The sequence below is a fragment of the Streptomyces sp. M41(2017) genome (assembly GCF_002078175.1).
GTDB lineage: Bacteria > Actinomycetota > Actinomycetes > Streptomycetales > Streptomycetaceae > Streptomyces.
This window is the reverse complement of the sequence record NZ_MWFK01000001.1, coordinates 1,678,103-1,699,772: the sequence shown is the minus strand read 5'-3', so window position 1 is coordinate 1,699,772 and position 21,670 is coordinate 1,678,103. Positions and strand designations below refer to the sequence as shown.

Sequence of the window (21,670 nt, the reverse complement as noted above, 5' to 3'; positions counted from 1 at the left end):
CACGCCGAAACGCTAGTCTCCGCACCTGGGACCGCACATCGGACCTCGGCCCGAACCGGGACCTAGGTCCGGGGGCGGAGGGGAGGGGACGTGCGAGGGAAAACGGGGCCTGGAGGCCGTACGCTCAGGCCTGTTCATCCAGCGGGCACAAGCGAGCACAGGGTCTGCACACCAGACCGACAATGCGGTCGATAAACGGGCGCTGAAATGCAGAAACTCCACTCAATTGCTCATCTTCCGCTGTGACTTGAGTCACAGGAGCCATATTTTGTTGACCCTGTGTACCGAGTGGGGTGCGCGCTGTGATTCAGTGGCGGAGACGCCATGCAGGAAGCTACCAAGCAGTACGCCGTGAGGGTCCTCACGGCGAGCACCGCCCGGTCGCCAAGGCCGTAGTCAGCAGAGCACCGAAGAGCACCTGGGTACGCGGAGAGAACCCTGGAGTTGCTGCGAGGTCTCGAGGGGAGGGCGAATGGAGACCGAGTCGGAGCCCTACGTCCGTCTTGCGACCCTGCGGCAGCTGCACCAGGTGATGGCGGACATGAACACCGCCCGCAGCCTGGCCGACACGCTGCAGACCGTCGCCGACGGCGTGGTCACCGGGCTCGGCTACGAGCTGGCCTGCGTCAACCTCGTACGCCCCGACGGCGACCTCGTCGTCGCCGCCCTGGCGGGAAACTCCGCGGCCGAGGCCCTCATCACCGGCCGCGTCGGCTCCCGCACCTCCTGGGAGCGCCGGCTCACCATGGGCGAGGGCTGGGGCGACCTGCGGTTCATACCGCACACCGAGGGCTGGGTCCTGGACGAGGACGACGTGCCCCAGTGGTACACGGACGGTCCCGCGCCGCGCTTCGAGGACGAGTGGCACCCCTCCGACCGCCTCTTCGCGCCGATGTACACCCCGAGCGTCTCCGGCGGCCACGGCGAGCTGATCGGCGTCCTGTCCGTGGACCGGCCGCGCAACGGCCGGCGGCCCGGCGCCTGGGGCCGCGAGGCCCTCCAGATGTACGCCTTCCAGGCCGCCATCGCGATCAGCAACGCACGGCTGCGCGCCAACATGCAGCGCGCCCTGGTCCGCCTGGAGCGCGAGCAGCAGGCCCTGCGCGCCAGCGAGGAGTCCTTCCGGCAGGCCTTCGAGTACGCGCCCTCCGGCATGGCGATCGCCGAGATGGGCGGTGACCAGCACGGGCGCATCCTGCGCACCAACGACGCCCTGTGCCGGCTGCTCGGGCGGCCCGCCTCCGCGATGCGCCGCTACTCCTTCTCCGACCTCGTACACCCCGAGGACATCGGCACCCTGCTGCGCACCTCCGCCGAGGGCGGCCGGGCCGAACTGCGGCTCGGGCGCCGCGACGGCACCTATGTCTGGGTCCACCTGCGCAACTCCGTCGTCGCGGACGCCGCCGACGGCCCGCGCTTCCTGCTCACCCACGTCGAGGACATAGAGGAGCGCAAGCGCCGGGAGCTCCAGCTCGCGCACCGCGCCTCGCACGACGCGCTGACGGGTCTGCCCAACTCCGCCGAACTGCGCTCCCGGCTCAGCTCCCGTCTCTGCGCCCGCCCGCAGTCCCTGCCGCCCGGCGCGGTCGCCTCGCTGGACGCGGCCTACGGGCACGGGGACTTCGCGGAGCTGCCGGGCGCCGCCCACGACGGCCACCCCGCCTTCGACGGGAACGGGCACGGTTTCGACTTCCGGTCCGCCTCCGAGGCCTTCGACGCCTTCGACCACCACGTGCACACCATCGCCCCCGAGGGGGAGACGGACGACGGCACCAAGGGCCTCGCGGTGCTCTTCTGCGACCTCGACGGCTTCAAGTCGATCAACGACCGGTTCGGGCACAACGCGGGGGACGAGGTGCTCATCGAGGTCGCCCGCCGGCTGACCCACGGCGTCCGCGACGGCGACACGGTGGCCCGGCTCGGCGGCGACGAGTTCGTGGTCCTCGCCGACGGTCTCGGCCGGGCGGACGCCCAGGACCTCGCGGTCCGGCTGCGGAACGCGATCATCCCGCCCATCAGGGTCGACGGACGGGCCGTGCGGGTCGGCGCCAGCTTCGGCATCGGGTGGGCACACTGCGGCATGACGGCGGACGAAGTGTTGAAATCCGCTGACGAGCGGATGTACGTCGAGAAACGATCACGTCCGAAACAACACAGGCGCGCGGGATAGCCGCAGGTCAGTGAGTCGGTGTGGTGAAGGCCCCCCGTTTGGCCCAGCGGGAGCGGGTAGGCTCGCCATTCATTCACGTACCGCATCTGAACCGCACCCGCTGAGGAGACCAAGGGATGACGCCCGGCAACAACGGCGCGAGCACGCCCGAGGACGACGACCCGTTCGGCTACCTGTACGCCGACGGTCAGGCCAACGGAGCCACCCCGCCGTCCGGAGGAGGTGGTGGCTACGGCTACCCCGGTTCGGTCAACCGGGTGCGGGCCGTCGGCGAGCGCCAGTACGGCCAGCAGCAGACCGCCCAGGGCCCCTACGGCCAGCCGACCGCCCCGACCGCCCCGTACGGCCAGGTGCCGCAGCAGCAGGGCTACAACCAGCCGAACGCGCACTACGCGGCCCCCGAGACCGTTCCGGGCGGACCCGTCACGACGCGCTCGCCCATGCCCGGTCACGGTGACGGCGGCGGGCGCGCCGGCGGCCCGAACACCAAGGGCCTCCTCATCGGCGCGATCGCCGTGGTCGCCGCCGTCGTGATCGGCATCGGCGTCGCCATGCTCGGCGGCGGGGACGACGACAAGAACGACGCGGCGGCGGACCCCACCCCCACGGCCTCGCAGAGCGCCTCTCCGAGCCAGTCGGCGTCCAAGGCGCCGGGCGACGACGCCATGAATCCGAAGGAGATCGACGCCAAGGCGCTGAACCTCGGCACCGGCGTGAGCACGGCCTCCGACGTCAAGGGCGCCCAGTCCGACGGCGGGGTCTACGTGTCCGGCCTGAACAGCCCGGGTGCCTCGGTGACCTGGACGGTCGACGGCGTCCCCAGCGACGGCGTCTACACCCTCTTCGCGCGCTACAGCGTGCCCGGCGCCGACCAGTCGATGACGCTCACCGTGAACGGCAAGCCGTTCGGCACCAAGCTGAGCATGAAGAACTACGCCACGGCCGCCGCCGGTGACTTCGCCAAGGGCTGGACGACGACCTACGCCTACCCGAGCCTCAACAAGGGCACCAACACGATCACCGTCTCCTGCGGGGACGGCGACAGCTGCAACGTGCTGCTCGACCAGCTCTCGCTGAAGCAGGGCAAGGTGAAGAAGTAGGTTCCGGCCCGGGCGTCCGGGCTGCGATCACCGGCCCCCGGGGCCGCAGGAGAGGCCGCGCGGCTACGCCGCCGCGGCCTCCGTCGTGACCGTGACCCTGTCCAGCAGGCTCTCGTACAGCGGGCGGTCGAACTCGCCCGCCGTGGGGGCCGCGACCGTCGCCGCCGACAGGGCGACCGCGCGGGCCAGCCGGTCCGGCCAGGGCAACTTCTCGACCAGACCCGACAGCAGGCCCGCGACCGCAGAGTCGCCCGCGCCCGTCGGGTTCCCGTGGGCGCGAACCGGCGGCCTGGCCCGCCAGTGGCCGTCCGGGGTGTGCGCCAGCAGGCCCTCCGGGCCGAGGGAGGCCACCACCGCGTACGCGCCGCGCCTGCGGGCGTTGCGAGCGGCCTGCAACGGCTCGTGGGAGCCGGTGAGTTCGGCCAGCTCGTCGGCGTTCGGCTTGACGATGTCGGGGCGGGCCGCGACGCCCCGGCGCAGCGGCTCGCCGCTCGTGTCGAGGAGCACCGGGACGGCCAGGGCGCGTGCGGTGCGGACGAGTTGGGCGTAGGCGCCGACCGGGACCCCGGGCGGCAGGCTGCCGCACAGGGCCACCGCGGAGGCCGAGCGCAGCAGTCGCTCGTACGTCTCCTGGAGGGCCGCCCACTCGGCGGGGGTGATCTCCGGTCCCGGTTCGTTGAGTTGAGTCGTGTCGCCGGTCGTCGTGTCGACCACGGCTATGGTGCGGCGCGTCGCTCCGGCGACCGGGACGAGCGCGTCCTCGACACGCGGGGTGCCGGCGAGCCGTTCGCGCACCGTGCGGCCGGTCGCGCCGCCCGTGAAGCCCGTGACCGTCACCTCGTGGCCGAGCGCGGCGAGCACGCGGCCGACGTTCAGGCCCTTGCCGCCCGGGCGTTCGGTCACCTCGTTCACCCGGTGCGAGGCGTGCGGGCGCAGGGACCGCACCCGGTAGGTGATGTCGAGAGCGGTGTTCAGCGTGACCGTGAGGATCACCTGCGACGACCTCCCCCGAGAGCGGTGTGACGTGGGCGCGCCGGCTGGGCGCCCGCCGGTGGTTCCGGAGACACGATCATGCCAAAGACAACGGCGGTCGGCCCAGTCCCCGGGCCGACCGCCGTGCCACAACAAAGGGGCGAATCACCCCAGTTGGGGATCGACCACCCACTCGCCGCCGCGCATCACGCCCTTGAGCGCGAAGTCCGCGTCGAGCACCACGAGGTCCGCGTCCTTGCCGGGCTCCAGGGACCCCTTGCGGTCGTACAGGCCCAGCAGGCGGGCCGGGTTGGCCGAGATGGCCTCCACGACGTCGTCCACCGGCAGCCGGTCGACGGTGACCGCGCGCTGGAAGGCGCGGTCGAGGGTGAGCGTGGAGCCCGCGATCGAACCGCCCTCCACCAGGCGGGCGACGCCGTCCGCGACCTCGACCTCCAGCGGGCCGAGCATGTAGCGCCCGTCGCCGAAGCCGGCCGCGTCCATCGCGTCGGTGATCAACGCGACCCGTCCGGCGCCCGCGTGGTGGAACGCCAGCTCCAGCGAGGCGGGGTGCAGGTGCGTGCCGTCGTTGATCAGCTCGACGGTGACCCGCTCGTCCTCCAGGAGGGCGGCGATCGGGCCCGGCGCGCGGTGCCCGAGCGGCGGCATCGCGTTGAACAGGTGGGTCGCCACGGTCGCGCCCGCGTCGATGGCCGCCTGCGTCTGCTCGTACGTCGCGTCGGTGTGGCCGATCGCCGCGATCACGCCGTGCTCGGCGAGCAGCCGTACGGAGTCGAGGCCGCCCGGCAGTTCGGTGGCGAGGGTGACCATCCTGGCGTGGCCGCGGGCCGCGTCGATCAGCTTGCGGACGTCGGCGGGGTCCGGGTCGCGCAGCAGTTCCTCGGAGTGCGCGCCCTTGCGGCACGGCGAGATGAACGGCCCCTCGAAGTGGATGCCCGCGAGGTCGCCCTGCTCGGCCAGCTCGGAGAGCAGTCCGGCGCGCTGGGCGAGGCCGTCCATGTCTCCGGTGACGGTGGAGGCGACGACGGTGGTGGTGCCGTGCAGGCGGTGGGTGTGGATGCCCTTCAGGACGTCCTCGACCGTGCCCGAGGTGAAGGACGCGCCGCCACCGCCGTGGTTGTGGATGTCGACGAAGCCGGGGACCAGCCAGTGGCCGGACAGGTCGAGGACGTCGGCGTCCGCGGGAGCGCTCCCGCCGATGCGCGCACCGTCGACGATGACGCGGCCTTCGGGCACGGTCCCGGTGGGCAGGACCACCCGGGCACCGGCGAGAACCTTGCTAGGAGCCATCAGGTGGTTACCTCCGGGGAGTCGTTGACGTGGTGTTCAGGAGGTCCCGGGCGAGGAGCCCGGCACCGAGGCAGCCGGCCGTGTCCCCGAGGGCGGCGGGGACGATGGACGGCAGTTTCTGGAAGGTGACGCGGCGCTCGACCGCGGCCCGCAGCGGTGTGAACAAGGTTTCCCCGGCCTCCGCGAGCCCGCCACCGATGATCAGCGTGCGCGGGTCCAGGAGGGTGAGCGCGGTGACCAGCCCGTCGGCGAGCGCGTCGACGGCGTCCTGCCACACGGCCCGCGCCCGCGGGTCGCCCGACTCGACGGCCTTGGCGCAGTCCGCCGCGTCCGCGTCCGGGTCGCCGGACACCTCGGCCCAGGCCTGGCTGACGGCCGCCGCCGAGGCGAACCGTTCCAGACAGCCGTACTGCCCGCAGGGGCACGCGGTCCCGCCGGGCCGTACGACGATGTGGCCGATCTCCCCGGCGAAGCCGTGCGCGCCCTCCTCGACGCTGCCGTTGATGCCGATGGCCCCCGCTATGCCGGTGCCCAGCGGCACGAACAGGAAGCGGTCCGCCCCCTGCCCGGCGCCGATCCGGCCCTCCGCGAGACCGCCGGTGCGCACGTCGTGCCCGAGGGCCACGGGGACGCCGCCGAGGCGCTCGCCGAGCAGCCGGCGCAGCGGGACGTCGCGCCAGCCGAGGTTGGCGGCGTAGACGGCGATGCCGTTCTCGGCGTCGACGATGCCGGGCACGGCGACGCCGGCCGCCAGGGCGCTCTGGCCGAAGTGCTTCTCGCCGTGGGCGCGCAGCTCGGCGGCGAAGTCGAGGATGTCGTCGACGACGGCCTCGGGCCCGCGCTCGCGGCCGGTGGCCCGGCGGGCCTGGTGCAGCAGCACGGGGTGCTCGGGGGCCTGCGGCGGCGGCGCGTCGGGGCGGCCGGCGGCGGGTTCGGGGTCGACCCCGACGAGGGCCGCCTTCATCCCGGTGCCGCCCACATCGAGGGCGATGACATGTCTCACGGGGGACAGTGTCGCCCCTTACCCCAGGAGAGGTCTAGTCCACTCACGTGGTGTAGACCTTGGATCCGCATTCCGAGACGGATGCAACGGACGCACAAGCAAATGAAGCAGCCGATACGGCTCAGGGGTTGGGGAGAGCAAGCGGTGCAGCGGCGTATGACGGGAATGACGGCGGCGGTCTCGGTCCTGGGCATGGCGGCGACCCTCGCGGGGTGCGGCGGCTCGGAGGAATCCTCGGACGTGACGCTCAGACTCGTGGCCGCGGACTACGGCGACGCGAAGGCCAACACCTCGCGCACGTACTGGGACGGTCTCGCGAAGGCCTACGAGTCCGCGCACCCGGGGACCAAGGTCGAGGTCAGCGTCTACCCCTGGACCGACGTCGACCGCAAGGTCAAGGAGATGGTCGCTGCGGGCCACGCGCCCGACATGGCGCAGATCGGCGCGTACGCCGACTACGCGGCGAAAGGCCAGCTCTACCGGGCCGACGACCTGGTCTCCATACCCGTGCAGGCCAACTTCGTCTCCCAGCTCGCCGATGCCGGGCAGATCGACCAGACGCAGTACGGGCTGCCGTTCGCCTCGTCCACGCGGCTCCTCTTCTTCAACAAGACGCTGTTCTCCGAGGCCGGCATCACCCCGCCCACGACCTGGAGCGAGCTCGCGGCCGACGCGCGGGCGCTCAAGGCGAAGGGCGTGAAGTTCCCCTACGCGCTGCCGCTCGGTCCCGAGGAGGCCCAGGCGGAGACGATGCAGTGGCTGCTGAGTGGCGGCGGCACCGGCTACACGGACGACGTCGGCACGTACTCCATAGATTCCGTGCAGAACGTCCACACGTTCTCCTGGATCAAGAACGAACTGGTCGCCAAGGGCCTCACCGGACCCGTCGCACCTGCCAAGCTGAACCGTGCGGCCGCCTTCTCGGCGTTCACCCGCGGTGACGTCGGCATGCTCGTCGGACACCCCACCCTGATGAAGCAGGCCGCGAGCAAGGGCGTGAAGTTCGGCATGGTGCCGATGCCCGGCATCGACGGCAGGGCGAAGGCGACCATGGGCGTCGCCGACTGGATGATGGCCTTCAAGAAGAACGGCAACGCCGAGCAGATCGGCGACTTCCTCGACTTCGTCTACCAGGACAAGAACGTCCTGGCCTTCTCCCACAAGTACGACCTGCTGCCCGTCACCGCGTCCGCGTCCGAGGCCATGGCCGTGGACAAGAACGACAAGGACCTGGAGCCCTTCCTCGCCCAGCTGCCCTCCTCCCAGCTCTACCCGGTCGGCAAGACCTCCTGGGCCGGGGTCAGCGCCGACGTGAAGAGCGGCATCGCCAAGGCCGTCAGCCCGGGCGGCGACCCGGCCGAGGTGCTCGGCTCGCTCCAGACCAGCGCGACCATGGCGGACAGCAGGGCCGGCTAGGCCTCCGGGCGGGACGAGGGACGGGGACGGGGGCGAGGGGCAGGACCAGGGGCACGGGCCGCTGTCGGCGGCGGGGGTTACCGTGCTGTCCATGGAAGAGCTGCCGGCGCGGGAACAGCGCGTCCTCGCCCTGGAGCGCCGTGGCTTCGCGGGCCCCGGCGCCAAGGAGCGCGCGATACGGGAACAGCTGGGTCTGGCCCCGGTCCGCTACTACCAGCTGCTCAACGCCCTGCTGGACGACCCGAGGGCCCTCGCGCACGACCCGGTGACGGTGAACCGGCTGCGCCGGGTGCGGGAGGCCCGCCGCTCGGAGCGCTGACCGGCCGGACCCCGGCGCGTTCCGGCCGCACCGTCCCCCGCGCGGCCACGGGCCGGGGGTGCGCCCGCCCGTACCCGGATAGGGTCGCCCCATGGGCAGCCACCCCGAATCCAAGGACCCCTTGCCGGCCCCGGTGACCTCCGCCGGGCGCGACGGTCTGGAAGCGATCCTCTCCCGCCCCACCCGGACGGTCGTCGCACTCGACTTCGACGGGACCCTCGCCCCCATCGTCGCCGACCCCGACCGGGCCCGCGCGCACCCGGACGCGGTCCCCGCCCTCGCGGCGCTGGCCCCGAAGGTCGCCTCCGTCGCCGTGATCACCGGTCGTCCGCCCGGTGTCGCCGTCCGGCACGGCGGCTTCGCGGGCGTCCCGGGACTGGAGCACCTCGTCGTCCTCGGCCACTACGGCGCCGAACGCTGGGACGCCGTCAGCGGCGACGTCACCGCCCCCGCCCCGCACCCCGGCGTCGCCGCCGTCCGCGCCGAACTGCCGGGCTTCCTGGACAAGATCGGCGCCTGGCAGGGCACCTGGATCGAGGAGAAGGGCCGCGCGCTCGCCGTGCACACGCGCCGCGCCGAGGACCCGCAGGCCGCGTTCGAGGCGCTCCGCGAACCGCTCGCCGACCTCGCCACCCGGCACGGACTGATCGTCGAACCCGGCCGGATGGTCCTGGAGCTGCGCCCGCCGGGCATGGACAAGGGGGTCGCCCTCCTCGACTACATCCGCGAGACCGGTGCCGAGGCCGTCCTGTACGCCGGTGACGACCTGGGCGATCTGCCCGCGTTCGCCGCCGTGGACAAGCTCCGCTCCGACGGCGTCCCCGGGCTCCTGGTGTGCAGCGGCACCCCCGAGGTCGGTGAACTCGCCGAGCGCGCCGACCTGGTGGTCGACGGGCCGGCCGGAGTCGTCCGACTGCTCGCCGCGCTCGCCGGGCGACTGGCCTGAGAACGAAGGCCGTTGCCCGCCGGGTCACGACGACCCGGCTGCGGCAACGGCCTTGTCGGGACGGGGACGCCCGGCCGCCGGGTCAGGCCTCCAGCGCGTGCAACTGGTCCAGGAACCACTGGGCCGGCGGCAGCGCGGTGGCCGCGGCGGCCAGCCGCTTGGTCCGCTCGGCGCGTTCGCCCGGCTGCATGGCCAGCGCCTCGTGCAGCGCCCGCGCGGTGCCGACGATGTCGTACGGGTTCACGGAGACGGCGTCCTCGCCCAGCTCCTCGTACGCCCCCGCCTCCCGCGACAGGACCAGGACACAGCCCTCGTCGGAGACGACCGGGACCTCCTTGGCGACCAGGTTCATGCCGTCCCGGATGGGGTTGACGAGGGCGACGTCCGCCAGCCGGTACGCGGCGAGCGAGCGCGCGAAGTCGTCCTTGACGTGCAGCACGACCGGGGTCCAACCGGGCGTCCCGTACGTGGAGTTGATCTCGTCGGCGACGCGCTGCACCTCGGCCGTGTAGTCCCGGTAGATCGCGAGGTCCTGCCGCGAGGGGTACGCGAACGCCACGTGGACGACGCGCTCGCGCCACTCCGGGCGGTCGTCGAGGAGCTGCCGGTAGGCCAGCATCCCGCGCACGATGTTCTTCGACAGCTCGGTCCGGTCGACGCGCACGATCGTCCGGCGCCCCTCGCCGATCTCCTCGCGCAGCGCGACGATCCGCTCCTCGACGTCGGCCTCGTGCGAGCGGGCGCGCAGGAACTCGGCGTCCGCGCCGAGCCCGTGCACGCCGACGAGGGTCCGGGCGGGTGCGGCGCCGTCGAGGTGCTCGACCGACCGCGACGCCTCCGAGGCGGGCGTCACGCGGTAGCGCTCCGGGTCGATCTCCGCCGCGCAGTCCAGGAAGGCCGTCGCCCAGCGCCAGGTCAGGAACGCCAGCCGGTCCGCGCCGAGCATGCCGTCCAGCAGCTCCGCGCGGATGTCGTCGGGCAGCATCCGGAAGTAGTCCACGGGCGCCCACGGCGTGTGGGAGAAGTGGCCGATGCGCAGATCGGGCCGGAGCGCGCGGAGCAGTCCCGGCACCAGACACAGGTGGTAGTCCTGGACCAGCACCGAGGCGCCCTCGGCGGCCTCCTCGGCCAGCGCCTCGGCGAAGGCCCGGTTGTAGGCGCGGTACGCGTCCCACTGGCGCCGGAACTCCGCGTCGAAGACCGGCTCCAGCGGGGTCTGGTACAGCATGTGGTGGACGAACCACAGCACGGAGTTGGCGATGCCGTTGTACGCGTCGGCGTGCACCTCGGCGTCGATGTCCAGCATCCGCACGCCGTCCTCGCCGACCCCGCGGCGCACGGCCTCCCGGTCGCCGTCGCCGAGGGCCGCGCACACCCACAGGGCGTCCGCGTCCGGCCCGATCGCCGACAGCCCGGAGACGAGCCCCCCGCCGCCGCGCTTGGCCTGCAGCGAGCCGTCGTCCTGGGTCTGGTAGGTGATCGGGCCGCGGTTGGACGCGACGAGGATGCCGTGGGCACCGTGCGTGGAAGCCATGCCTCGAAACCTAGCCCCGTCCGGAAACGCTCAAACGTTCCCGTCGGCCGTATGCGATCCCGGCCGACGGGTCCGCTCAGGCCGCTTTGCGCTGCTGGTACTCGGCGATGTCGGACATAGGGGGCCTTTCCTCCGTGTCCACCGAGTACGTGCGCGGCTCGAAACCGTCCCGGGTGCGCTCGAACTGGGTGATCGCGGGGCGGATCAGGTGGCCGCGGGCCAGCCGCAACTGGGCGGTGCGGTAGATCGCGGCGGCCATGCGGCCCAGGGCCTGGCCGTCCTGGTGGCGGTGCTTGCGCACCCCCACGTCGACCTGGGCGAGGGCGTCCAGGCCCACCAGGTGCAGCGCGTCGACGAGCATGCCCAGCTCCACGCCGTACCCGACGGGGAACGGCAGCTGTTCGAGCAGCGAGCGCCGGGCCGCGTACTCCCCGCCGAGCGGCTGCACGAAGCCCGCGAGCTGCGGCCAGTGCATGTTCAGCAGGGGGCGGGCCATCAGCTCGGTGACCCGGCCGCCCTGCCCGGCGGCACCGCCCAGCGGACGGTCGTACATCGCCTTGACGAGATCGACGCCCGGGTCCGTGAGCAGGGGGCCCACGATCCCGAGGACGAAGTCGGACGAGAACTCCTTGAGGTCCGCGTCGATGAAACAGACGATGTCGCCGCTCGTCACGAGCAGCGACCGCCACAGCACCTCGCCCTTGCCGGGCACGGCCGGCACGCTGGGCAGGATGTCGTCGCGGTGCACGACTCTCGCGCCCGCGGCGGCGGCGACCGCGGACGTGCGGTCCGTGGAGCCCGAGTCGACGACGACGATCTCGTCGACGAGGGGCACCTGCTGCATCAGGTCGTGGCGGATGATCGAGACGATCTCACCGACGGTCTCCTCCTCGTTGAGCGCGGGCAGCACCACGCTGACCGTCGACCCGGAGGTGCGTTTCGCGGCCATGATCTTGTGGAGCGGGCGGTCGGTCAGGGACCAGGAGCGTGTGCTCAGCCAGCGGTCGACTTCATTCAGCACGGTCTGCGGCTCCTCACTGTCTGATCACACGCTCTCATCAGCGTGCCCGCTGCGGCCAGCGGCTGATCGCTTGCCGTCGTCTCGCGGTTCGGACGACTGCTTCAACTGTCCTGGCCTTCGGTTACAGTCTTGAACAACGCTGATGACCATCGCATGTCCTGGATCATCGGCGCGCAATATGCTCAACAGTTCAACAATCGAATACCGCTCATCCAGAGGGGCAGAGGGATACGGCCCGTTGAAGCCCCGGCAACCCTCCAGCCGGTCTCGTACCGATCGCCAGGCGATCGCGTCGCGAGGCTCCCGGCTAGGGAAGGTGCCAAATCCGTCTCACGGCGAAGTGCGTCGTGAGGAAGATGAGGAGAAAGGGCCTCGCCTCCATGGCTGCGCAGACAGTTGCAAGCACCACGAACTCCGCAGAAGCGGTCGATCTCGGCCCGGCCGCGGCGCTTTCCTGCCGCGAGTGCGGACACCGCGTCCCCCTCGGTCCGGTCTTCGCCTGCGAGGAGTGTTTCGGCCCGCTGGAGATCGCGTACGACTTCTCGGCCTACGAAACCGAAGAACTCCGCAAGCGCATCGAAGCGGGACCCGCGAACATCTGGCGCTACGCGCCGCTGCTGCCCGTCCCCGCGGACGTGGCGGACAAGCCGAACATCAACCCGGGCTGGACCAAGCTCGTGCAGGCCGACAACCTGGCCCGCGAGCTCGGCGTCGAGACCGGCAAGCTGTTCGTCAAGGACGACTCCGGCAACCCGACGCACTCCTTCAAGGACCGCGTCGTCGCCCAGGCCATCGAAGCGGCCCGCGTCTTCGGCTTCACCACCCTCTCCTGCTCCTCCACCGGCAACCTCGCCGGCGCGGTGGGCGCCGCCGCGGCCCGCGCCGGCTTCCGCTCCTGCGTGTTCATCCCGCACGACCTGGAGCAGGGCAAGGTCGTCATGGCCGCGGTCTACGGCGGCGAGCTGGTCGGCATCCAGGGCAACTACGACGACGTGAACCGCTTCTGCTCCGAGCTGATCGGCGACCCGGCCGGCGAGGGCTGGGGCTTCGTCAACGTCAACCTCCGCCCGTACTACGCCGAGGGCTCCAAGACGCTGGCGTACGAGATCTGCGAGCAGCTCGGCTGGAAGCTGCCGGACCAGCTCGTCGTGCCGATCGCCTCCGGCTCCCAGCTCACGAAGATCGACAAGGGCCTCCAGGAGCTGATCAAGCTCGGGCTCGTCGAGGACAGGCCCTACAAGATCTTCGGCGCCCAGGCCGAGGGCTGCTCGCCGGTCTCCGTCGCCTACAAGGCCGGCCACGACGTGGTCCGGCCGCAGAAGCCGGACACCATCGCCAAGTCGCTCGCCATCGGCAACCCCGCCGACGGGCCCTACGTGCTCGACATCGCGCGGCGCACCGGCGGTGCCGTGGAGGACGTGAACGACGCGCAGATCGTCGACGCGATCAAGCTGCTGGCGCGCACCGAGGGCATCTTCGCGGAGACCGCGGGCGGGGTGACCGTCGGCGTCACCCGCAAGCTGATCGAGAGCGGTCTGCTCGACCCGTCCCTGACCACCGTCGTCCTCAACACCGGCGACGGCCTGAAGACTCTGGACGCGGTGGCCTCGGACACCGGGCTGACCGCGACCATCCGCCCGAACCTCGACTCCTTCCGAGAGGCTGGCCTCGCATCATGAGCGTCAACGTCCGCATCCCCACCATCCTGCGCACCTACACGGGGGGCGCCGCCGAGGTGACGGCCGAGGGCACGACCCTCGCCGAGGTCATCGCCGACCTGGAGAAGAACCACACGGGCATCAGCGCGCGCGTCCTGGACGACCAGGGCAAGCTGCGCCGCTTCGTCAACGTGTACGTGAACGACGACGACGTGCGCTTCGAGCAGGGCCTGGAGACGGCGACCCCGGACGGCGTGGGCGTCTCGATCATTCCGGCCGTCGCCGGAGGCTGATCGTTACCCTCGGTAATACCGAACACGAAGAGTTCATCGAATTGCCCCCTCCGTGAGAGAAGCGGAGGGGGCAATTCCATAGGGTTGACCGGGGTAGGGTTGGGGAAGTCGCCCCGTTCTGGATGTTGGTTTCATGCCGGACGCATATGAGTTCTCTCCCGGCAGCCGACAAGAAGTAGCCAAAGTGCCCGGCCTTTTTGAGCCGTTTATGGCATTTACGGGGCCCGACTTGCCCTGGATCTCCGCGAATTCTCCCCATACCGGCGATCGGTCGTGCCCAGAATTCTCGTCCGATTGACCTGTTGCAGACGGCAGTTGGACAGATACATTCAGCCGCGGTCGACGCGTTCCGGCGCACACCCCCAACCCGTTGGGGGGTGGAGGTCTGACCCGGATCCGCGAAGTGCGGATCTGTGCAAGGGCCAGTAATAGGGGAGTTAGGCATGGCTCAGGGCACCGTCAAGTGGTTCAACGCGGAGAAGGGGTACGGCTTCATCGCGGTCGACGGTGGTGCGGACGTCTTCGTGCACTACAGCGCGATTCAGATGGACGGCTACCGCACCCTTGAAGAGGGTCAGCGAGTGGAGTTCGAGATCTCGCAGGGCCAGAAGGGTCCGCAGGCGGACATGGTCAAACTCGCCGTCTGATCGGGCGCGAACGACCACCGACGCATCTCACGCACGAGGGGCTCGTATCCCACCAGGGATGCGAGCCCCTCGTGCGTCTTCCCTCTGCTTCCCTCTGCTTCCCTCTGCTTCCCTCTGCTCCCCTTCGCGCGCGCGGGCGCGCGCCTGTCGGAGGCTTCGTGCGGGGGCCGGTTCTGTGGGAGGCGCTTGCGCCCGCCCGGCGCCCGACCGCCCCCCCTCAACGAGCTCGCTTCGCGAGCGCACCTTGCACTCGACGGGGTCGAGTGCTAATCATTGGCGTTAGCACTCTCCCAGTGAGAGTGACAGAACTTGGATCGGGCCAGCGAGGTCCGCAGGCCGGTGGGGCAAGGAACCACAGGGCATGCAGGCCGTCCGTCGCGGGCGCCGGCGCGATCCGGAGCAATCCACCCCGTCCGGGAGGACCACTTCACATGGCCAAGATCATCGCGTTCGACGAGGAGGCACGGCGCGGTCTCGAGCGCGGGATGAACCAGCTCGCCGACGCCGTCAAGGTCACCCTCGGCCCCAAGGGCCGTAACGTCGTCCTCGAGAAGAAGTGGGGCGCGCCCACGATCACCAACGATGGTGTTTCCATCGCCAAGGAGATCGAGCTCGAGGACCCGTACGAGAAGATCGGCGCCGAGCTGGTCAAGGAAGTCGCCAAGAAGACGGACGACGTCGCCGGTGACGGTACGACCACCGCGACCGTCCTGGCCCAGGCGCTCGTCCGCGAGGGCCTGCGCAATGTCGCCGCCGGCGCCAACCCGATGGCTCTCAAGCGCGGTATCGAGAAGGCCGTCGAGGCCGTCTCCGGTGCCCTGCTCGAGCAGGCCAAGGATGTCGAGACCAAGGAGCAGATCGCTTCCACGGCCTCCATCTCCGCCGCCGACACCCAGATCGGCGAGCTCATCGCCGAGGCGATGGACAAGGTCGGCAAGGAAGGCGTCATCACCGTCGAGGAGTCCCAGACCTTCGGTCTGGAGCTGGAGCTCACCGAGGGTATGCGCTTCGACAAGGGCTACATCTCGGCGTACTTCGCCACCGACATGGAGCGTATGGAGGCCGTCCTCGACGACCCGTACATCCTGATCGCGAACTCCAAGATCGCGAACGTCAAGGACCTGCTCCCGCTCCTCGAGAAGGTCATGCAGGGCGGCAAGCCGCTGCTGATCATCGCCGAGGACGTCGAGGGCGAGGCCCTGTCGACCCTGGTCGTCAACAAGATCCGTGGCACCTTCAAGTCCGTCGCCGTCAAGGCTCCGGGCTTCGGTGACCGCCGCAAGGCCATGCTCGGCGACATCGCCATCCTCACCGGCGGCGAGGTCATCTCCGAGGAGGTCGGCCTCAAGCTGGAGAACGCGGGTCTGGACCTGCTGGGCCGTGCCCGCAAGGTCGTCATCACCAAGGACGAGACCACGATCGTCGACGGCTCCGGCTCTGCCGACCAGGTCGCCGGCCGGGTCAACCAGATCCGTGCCGAGATCGAGAACTCGGACTCGGACTACGACCGCGAGAAGCTCCAGGAGCGTCTGGCGAAGCTGGCCGGCGGCGTGGCCGTCATCAAGGCCGGTGCCGCCACCGAGGTCGAGCTCAAGGAGCGCAAGCACCGCATCGAGGACGCCGTTCGCAACGCGAAGGCGGCCGTCGAGGAGGGCATCGTCGCCGGTGGTGGCGTGGCTCTGCTCCAGGCTTCCTCGGTCTTCGAGAAGCTCGAGCTCACCGGTGACGAGGCGACCGGCGCCAACGCCGTGAAGCTCGCGCTGGAGGCCCCGCTCAAGCAGATCGCCGTCAACGGTGGTCTCGAGGGTGGCGTCATCGTCGAGAAGGTGCGCAACCTCCCCGTCGGCCACGGCCTGAACGCCGCGACCGGTGAGTACGTCGACATGATCGCCGAAGGCATCATCGACCCGGCGAAGGTCACGCGCTCTGCCCTGCAGAACGCCGCCTCCATCGCCGCGCTCTTCCTCACCACCGAGGCCGTCATCGCCGACAAGCCGGAGAAGGCGGGCGCTGCCCCGGCCGGCGGCGGCATGCCGGGCGGTGACATGGACTTCTGATCCCCTCGCGGATCAGCGGTTCGTCGCAGTACGACACCGAGGGCGGCACCCCTGAAGGGGGGTGCCGCCCTCGGGCGTTCCCGCTCTCCCGCCGCAGCCGTCACGGCGGCGGGAGAAGGGTGATCAGGAGTTGGAGAACGCGTCGCGCAGCCGCATCTCGTTGAAGCCGTTGGCGTCGTAGTCGTCCGAGTACGTCAGCGCGAGCCGGCCGTTCGAGGCTGTGGCCACGGCCGGGCCGCCCTGCCCGCCGCCGGTCACCACGTTCATGCGGGTGGCCGGGAACCTGCCGGTCGTCGTGCCGTCCGCGTTGAAGCCGCGGGCCCACACGTCGTCCTGGCCCGCGTACCGGGTGGCCGGGTTGCCGACGATCACGTCGAAGGCCTCCTTCCACGCGACGACGAAGGTGCCGTCGTCGGCGACCGCTACATCGGCGTCCGCCTGGTCGGAGACCGGCCGCTTGCCGTCGACGTAGGGGCCGGTGTCGGTGCCGTCCTCGACGGTCCGCCGGTCCGCCGCCGCGGGAGTGCCGGTCGCCGAGAAGAAGCGCTGGTTGATCCGCTGCGGCCGCACCAGCGTGCCGGTGCCGGTGGTGTACTCGTCGGTCCAGGCGACGACGAACCGGCCGTCACCGGTGGAGGCCACCGCGGGCTTGGTCTGCTGCCCGTCGGCGAGGGAGTTGCCCACCTTGCGGGCCACGGAGAAGCCGCCGGAGGTGTTCAGCTTGGCGACACCGATGTTGAGGCCGCCGTTGCCGTCCGCGTCCTCCTCCCAGGCGATCACGGTGTTCCCGGCGTCGTCGATCGCTGCGTCGGGCCGGCGGTTCGAGCCGGCGACACCGGAGTTGATGGTGCTGACCTGCACGTCCTGGTAGCGCAGCGCGCCGGTCGGGGACCAGCTGCTCGCGTAGACCTGGTTGAGGGTCGAGCCGTCGGCCGTGCTCTCCCAGGCGACGCTGTACGAGCCGTCGCCGGCCACCGCGACCGTCGGCCGCAGTTGGTCGCCGTCACCGGAGGCGTGCGGGCGCGGCAGCGTGCTGACGGTGCCGCCCGGGGTCACCTTGCGGACCGCGATGTCGGCGTACTTGTTGCCGTCGTCGTCCTTGGCCCACACGACGATCGCGTTGCCCTGGTCGTCCACGCCCACGTCGGGCTTCTGGTGCGACCAGGTCGTGCCGGTGCCGGTGTTGCCGTTGCTCAGCAGCTTCTCGTCCCACAGCGGCACCCCGTCCTTGTACAGGCGCAGGTACACGTCGGTGCCCAGCTCGCTGTCCGAGGCGTCGTGCCGGTCGCCCTGCTCGTAGGCCACTGCGGTGTAGACGGACGAGGTGCCGCCGGAGGCGACGGCGCTGTAGTGCTGGTCGCCGTTCGTACCCACGTTGACCCGGGAGTAGTGCTGGGACGTCGAGCCGTACTTCGCGGCGTCGAGGTCGACCGCGCTCGCACGCACCTTGTTGAAGTTGGCGACGTACGCCTGGTAGGTGCCCGCGTCGTCGATGCGCAGAATCGTCTCGTCGTTCGTCTTCAGCGAGCCCGCGGTCCAGTTGTGGGAGCCCGTGTACACATGTTGGACCTGGGTTCCGTCGCTCTTCTTCCACTCCGTCAACAGGTACTTGGAGTGGGTGGTGCCGTGGTTGCAGGAGGCGCCCGCCGAGGTCTTGTAGCGGCAGCCCCCGGGGCGGTTGCCGTAGGCCGCGATGTCGAGGGCGGTCAGGTCGTCGATGCCCTTGTTGCCGCCGCCGTCACTGAGGTCGCGGGCGTTCGCGTCGACGCTGCATCCCTCGGACCGCTTCGTCGCCAGGGCGTCGTAGACGGCAGGGCGGGTGGTCCGCTGGTCGAGTTCGGCGGCGGAGATCCGGATCCTCCCGTCCATCGAGCAGTCGACCTGGTCGATGAACGAGGCCAGGATGTCGGCGTTGCCGTAGTGGGCGGCGTCCGAGGCGGTGTTGCGCGGCGAGAAGTACGCCTCGACCGGGGAGGCGGGGTCGCCGGTGGTGTAGTCGTACGTCGTGTGCAGGCTGTCGCCGGCGTGCTTGACCTGGTCGTTGAAGTGCGCGCGGTAGCGGGAGGCCAGGGTCGCGTTGCCGGACACGACGACCGCGTTGTTGATCTCGCCGTCCTGGCCGCCCGCGAGGTTCTGCGAGGCCTGCCAGACGACGTTCTTGCGTCCGTCGGTCAGCGAGTCGAGCACGAGGTACTTGTCATGGTCGATCGCGTTCGCGTCGCCCGAGCCGTTGCCCAGACACCCGCGGGAGCACCAGGTGAGGGTGGAGCCGCCGGCGAGCGTGAGGCTGTCCAGGTCGCTGCTGGGCCGGTTGGCCGACTCCGAGATGATGCGCAGCGTGACGCCGCGGCTCTGGGCGGCGGTGAGCTTCGCCCGCAGGTCCGCGCTGTTGAACCAGTACATGCCCATGTACAGGGTCGAACCGGGGGCCGCGAGGTCGATCAGGTCGCCGACCGAGACGTTGATCGAGGAGTCGTAGGTCGTGGGCTTGGGATAGTTGAAGACCGACGTGTAGTTCCCGGAGACCACGGTCTCCGCCTGGGCGCCGGCCGGAACCAACAGGGTCGCGCCGAGAGCCAGCGGCGCGACGAGCGCGGCCGCCCGTCGTATGTGTCTGCCCATCAGTTTCCTTTTGTTCGGGGCCTGTTCGAATCGATCACATCCTATGGACAGGTGTGGGCCCCTCTTCGCCCGCCGTCGGAGGCACGTGATCCTCCCGCCCCCGCCCGTGGCCGGGCGGCCCCGCGACGGTGCGGGCGTGGCCCGGATCACACGGGCCCGTGCGGGGCCGCCGGAATGTGGTGCCGGATGTCGTGGTTGACGCTGACGGGCAGTCGATGCACGCGCACATACCGCGTGGGATCCTCCGCCCCGCAGAACGCCCGACGTGCCACCGACGAGCTCTCCGAGGAGCCCCCACATGACAGACGCCGCGTCCCGCGCCGCCGACATCCTTGCCCGCCCCGTGTCCCTGAACGGTCTGACCGTCCCGAACCGGATCGCGATGGCCCCGATGACCCGGATGTTCTCGCCGGGCGGCGTACCGGGGGAGGACGTCGTCGGCTACTACGCGCGGCGTGCCGCGGCGGGGGTCGGCCTCATCGTCACCGAGGGCACCTACGTCGGCCACGACTCGGCAGGCCAGAGCGACAGCGTGCCGCGCTTCCACGGCGAGGACCAGCTCGCCGGCTGGAAGAACGTCGCCGACGCCGTGCACGCGGCCGGCGGCACGATCGTCCCGCAGCTCTGGCACATCGGCATGGTCCGCAAGGCCGGTGAGCCGCCCTTCGCCGACGCACCCGCCGTCGGTCCCTCCGGCATCACCTCCGAGGGTGCCGAGGTCACCGGCAAGGCCATGACCCAGCAGGACCTCGACGACGTCATCGAGGCGTTCGCCAAGGCCGCCGCCGAGGCCGAGCGCATCGGCTTCGACGGAGTCGAGCTGCACGGCGCCCACGGCTACCTGCTCGACCAGTTCTTCTGGGCCGGCACCAACCGCCGCACCGACGCCTACGGCGGCGACCCGGTCGCGCGCACCAAGTTCTCCGCCGAGATCGTCGCCGCCGTCCGCGCCGCCGTCTCGCCCGAGTTCCCCGTCCTCTTCCGCTACTCGCAGTGGAAGCAGCAGGCGTACGACGCCCGCCTCGCGGAGACCCCGGAGGAGCTGGAGGCGATCCTCGCCCCGCTCGCCGCGGCCGGAGTGGACGCCTTCCACGCCTCCACCCGCCGCTACTGGGTGCCCGAGTTCGACGGCTCGGACCTCAACCTCGCCGGCTGGACGAAGAAGATCACCGGCAAGCCCGCCATCAGCGTCGGCTCCGTCGGCCTGGACGGCGAGTTCCTCAAGGCCTTCCAGGGCGAGGGTTCGTCGGTGCGCGGCATCGACGACCTCCTCGACCGCCTGGAGCGCGACGAGTTCGATCTCGTCGCCATCGGGCGCGCGCTGCTCCAGGACCCGGAGTGGGCCGCCAAGGTCCTGGCCGGCCGCTTCGACGAGCTGAAGCCGTACGACGCCGCTGCGCTGCGCACTCTCAGCTAGTCCGAGTCTGCCCGGAGGGCGGCGCCCGCTGTACGCGGGCGCCGCCCTTTGTCGTGGTCCCGCTCCCGTCAGCCGTCGGCGCCGACGTGCCCGACGAACACGACCCACGCGGAGGCGCCGAAGGCGATCACGGGGCCGAGGTTCTTGGAATCCCGCACGGGGACGAGGGTGGGGTGACCTTCGGCGACCTCCAGGCAGTCCCCGCCGCTCGCTCCGCTGTACGTGGACTTCTGCCAAGTGGCGTGGCTCAGGTCGTATTCAGGGCTGTTCCTCATGCGCGTAATCCTCCGCCACCGAGTCGATCAGGGCCAGCGATTCCTGCGGCGAGAGGGCGTCGGCCGCGAGCAGGTGGAAGGTCAGATCGTGGTGAGCCACCGTGGCCGAGTCGTCCTCCAGCCGGCCTGTGCCCAGTCCCTGGAGGTAGGCGAGGGGCGGTGCCGCGTCGAAGGTCATCAGCTTGAGGGAGCCCTCCATGGCCATGTGCGCTCCAGCCGTGAACGGCAGCACTTGCACGATGACCCGGTGCTCCCTGGCGAGCGTGGCAATGTGACGCAGGGCCTCAGCCATGATCGGCCCCGCTCCCACCGTCCGGCGAAGTACAGCCTCGTCAAGGACCGTCCACAACAACGGGCTTGTTGGATCGTCGAGGAGGTGTGCGCGCTCCAGTCGAGCGGCGACCAACTCTTCGATCACCTCTTCCTTTGCCGTCGGTCGCCCGCGGCGGAACATCGCCTGCGCATATGCCCTGGTTTGCAACAAGCCGGGAATCAGCGTCGGCGCGAACTCCCTGATCGCCGAAGCGACCGCCTCCGCCTCCGCCGCCTCCGCGAAGTGGTCCGGGTACTTGGACCGGGCCAGCGCCCGGCAGTTGCGTTCGAAGAAGCCCTTCGTGGCGAGGATCTCGTCTATCTGGACCGCGTATTCGAGATGCAGCCTGCGGGTTCCGGCCTCCAGCTGGCCGATGAACGAGCCGCTCACGAAGAGGGGTTCGCCCAGCTCCGCCTGGGAGAGCCCCGCGTTCTCGCGGGCGTACCGCAACTCCGCGCCGATCATCGCGCGGGGTGAGGAGGAGGGGTCGAGGTCCTTCGGTCCGGGCATGGCAACTCCCTGTCACACAGGTGGGGTTGTTGAGACGCAGACTCTGGCCAGGTTAGAGGGGTGATGGCCACGCTGGGTGGTGAAAG

General features: G+C 70.7%; 18 protein-coding genes and 1 riboswitch. Of the genes, 10 read left to right on the top strand and 8 right to left on the bottom strand.

Features of this window, described 5'->3' with window-relative positions; all coding sequences use genetic code 11:
* The first annotated feature begins 472 nt into the window (after positions 1-472).
* Positions 473-2,170, top strand: coding sequence for a diguanylate cyclase CdgB (cdgB, locus tag B0675_RS07390; RefSeq protein WP_081217941.1), 1,698 nt, complete (start codon positions 473-475; stop codon positions 2,168-2,170).
* A 116-nt stretch (positions 2,171-2,286) separates the two neighbouring features.
* The gene (locus B0675_RS07385) at positions 2,287-3,270 is read left to right on the top strand and encodes a carbohydrate-binding protein (protein WP_081217940.1); all 984 of its coding nucleotides are present in this window, start codon (positions 2,287-2,289) and stop codon (positions 3,268-3,270) included.
* A 63-nt stretch (positions 3,271-3,333) separates the two neighbouring features.
* Here B0675_RS07385 and B0675_RS07380 read toward each other — a convergent pair whose 3' ends face one another.
* The 3 genes from B0675_RS07380 to B0675_RS07370 all read right to left on the bottom strand — a co-directional run bounded on the left by B0675_RS07380 (position 3,334) and on the right by B0675_RS07370 (position 6,556).
* On the bottom strand, positions 3,334-4,263 hold the full coding sequence (locus tag B0675_RS07380) for a 1-phosphofructokinase family hexose kinase (protein ID WP_081217939.1): 930 nt from the start codon (positions 4,261-4,263) through the stop codon (positions 3,334-3,336).
* 144 nt (positions 4,264-4,407) lie between these two features.
* Complete coding sequence (nagA, locus tag B0675_RS07375; protein WP_081217938.1) at positions 4,408-5,553, bottom strand: N-acetylglucosamine-6-phosphate deacetylase; 1,146 nt, start codon at positions 5,551-5,553, stop codon at positions 4,408-4,410.
* 7 nt (positions 5,554-5,560) lie between these two features.
* Positions 5,561-6,556, bottom strand: coding sequence for an ROK family protein (locus tag B0675_RS07370; RefSeq protein ID WP_081217937.1), 996 nt, complete (start codon positions 6,554-6,556; stop codon positions 5,561-5,563).
* Positions 6,557-6,721: 165 nt separating this feature from the next.
* Between B0675_RS07370 and B0675_RS07365 the strand changes: the two genes are divergently transcribed.
* The 3 genes from B0675_RS07365 (at position 6,722) to otsB (ending at position 9,237) form a co-directional block, all read left to right on the top strand.
* The gene (locus tag B0675_RS07365; RefSeq protein WP_081217936.1) at positions 6,722-7,972 is read left to right on the top strand and encodes an extracellular solute-binding protein; all 1,251 of its coding nucleotides are present in this window, start codon (positions 6,722-6,724) and stop codon (positions 7,970-7,972) included.
* A 91-nt stretch (positions 7,973-8,063) separates the two neighbouring features.
* A complete protein-coding gene (locus B0675_RS07360; RefSeq protein ID WP_081217935.1) occupies positions 8,064-8,291 on the top strand; it encodes a DUF3263 domain-containing protein in 228 nt (75 codons plus the stop codon).
* A 91-nt stretch (positions 8,292-8,382) separates the two neighbouring features.
* Positions 8,383-9,237: a trehalose-phosphatase gene (gene otsB, locus B0675_RS07355; protein WP_081217934.1), complete on the top strand. Its 855-nt coding sequence runs from the start codon at positions 8,383-8,385 to the stop codon at positions 9,235-9,237.
* 82 nt (positions 9,238-9,319) lie between these two features.
* On the opposite strand, the gene B0675_RS07350 is transcribed toward otsB, so the two are convergent.
* Both B0675_RS07350 and B0675_RS07345 read right to left on the bottom strand, forming a co-directional pair.
* Positions 9,320-10,771, bottom strand: a complete 1,452-nt coding sequence (locus tag B0675_RS07350) for a trehalose-6-phosphate synthase (protein ID WP_081217933.1) — start codon at positions 10,769-10,771, stop codon at positions 9,320-9,322.
* Between the two features lie 76 nt (positions 10,772-10,847).
* Positions 10,848-11,792 (bottom strand): glucosyl-3-phosphoglycerate synthase, encoded by a 945-nt coding sequence (locus tag B0675_RS07345; RefSeq protein WP_081217932.1) that lies wholly within the window; start codon positions 11,790-11,792, stop codon positions 10,848-10,850.
* A 205-nt stretch (positions 11,793-11,997) separates the two neighbouring features.
* Positions 11,998-12,155, top strand: a riboswitch (SAM riboswitch).
* Positions 12,156-12,172: 17 nt separating this feature from the next.
* Here B0675_RS07345 and thrC point away from each other — a divergent pair.
* The 4 genes from thrC to groL all read left to right on the top strand — a co-directional run bounded on the left by thrC (position 12,173) and on the right by groL (position 16,447).
* On the top strand, positions 12,173-13,471 hold the full coding sequence (thrC, locus tag B0675_RS07340) for a threonine synthase (protein ID WP_081217931.1): 1,299 nt from the start codon (positions 12,173-12,175) through the stop codon (positions 13,469-13,471).
* Entirely contained in the window at positions 13,468-13,743 is a 276-nt protein-coding gene (locus B0675_RS07335; protein WP_081217930.1) for a MoaD/ThiS family protein, read from the top strand. The genes thrC and B0675_RS07335 overlap by 4 nt, the downstream gene beginning before the upstream one ends.
* Positions 13,744-14,186: 443 nt before the next feature.
* Positions 14,187-14,390, top strand: coding sequence for a cold-shock protein (locus tag B0675_RS07330; protein ID WP_005315736.1), 204 nt, complete (start codon positions 14,187-14,189; stop codon positions 14,388-14,390).
* A gap of 431 nt (positions 14,391-14,821) precedes the next feature.
* A complete protein-coding gene (groL, locus tag B0675_RS07325) occupies positions 14,822-16,447 on the top strand; it encodes a chaperonin GroEL (RefSeq protein ID WP_081217929.1) in 1,626 nt (541 codons plus the stop codon).
* Positions 16,448-16,570: 123 nt separating this feature from the next.
* On the opposite strand, the gene B0675_RS07320 is transcribed toward groL, so the two are convergent.
* Positions 16,571-19,069 (bottom strand): phospholipase D-like domain-containing protein, encoded by a 2,499-nt coding sequence (locus tag B0675_RS07320; RefSeq protein ID WP_081217928.1) that lies wholly within the window; start codon positions 19,067-19,069, stop codon positions 16,571-16,573.
* 298 nt (positions 19,070-19,367) lie between these two features.
* Between B0675_RS07320 and B0675_RS07315 the strand changes: the two genes are divergently transcribed.
* Entirely contained in the window at positions 19,368-20,486 is a 1,119-nt protein-coding gene (locus B0675_RS07315) for an NADH:flavin oxidoreductase (RefSeq protein ID WP_081217927.1), read from the top strand.
* Positions 20,487-20,554: 68 nt separating this feature from the next.
* On the opposite strand, the gene B0675_RS07310 is transcribed toward B0675_RS07315, so the two are convergent.
* Entirely contained in the window at positions 20,555-20,761 is a 207-nt protein-coding gene (locus tag B0675_RS07310) for a DUF397 domain-containing protein (RefSeq protein ID WP_081217926.1), read from the bottom strand.
* Positions 20,745-21,584: a helix-turn-helix transcriptional regulator gene (locus tag B0675_RS07305; protein WP_081217925.1), complete on the bottom strand. Its 840-nt coding sequence runs from the start codon at positions 21,582-21,584 to the stop codon at positions 20,745-20,747. Before B0675_RS07305 ends, B0675_RS07310 begins: the two co-directional genes overlap by 17 nt.
* Positions 21,585-21,670 lie beyond the last annotated feature (86 nt).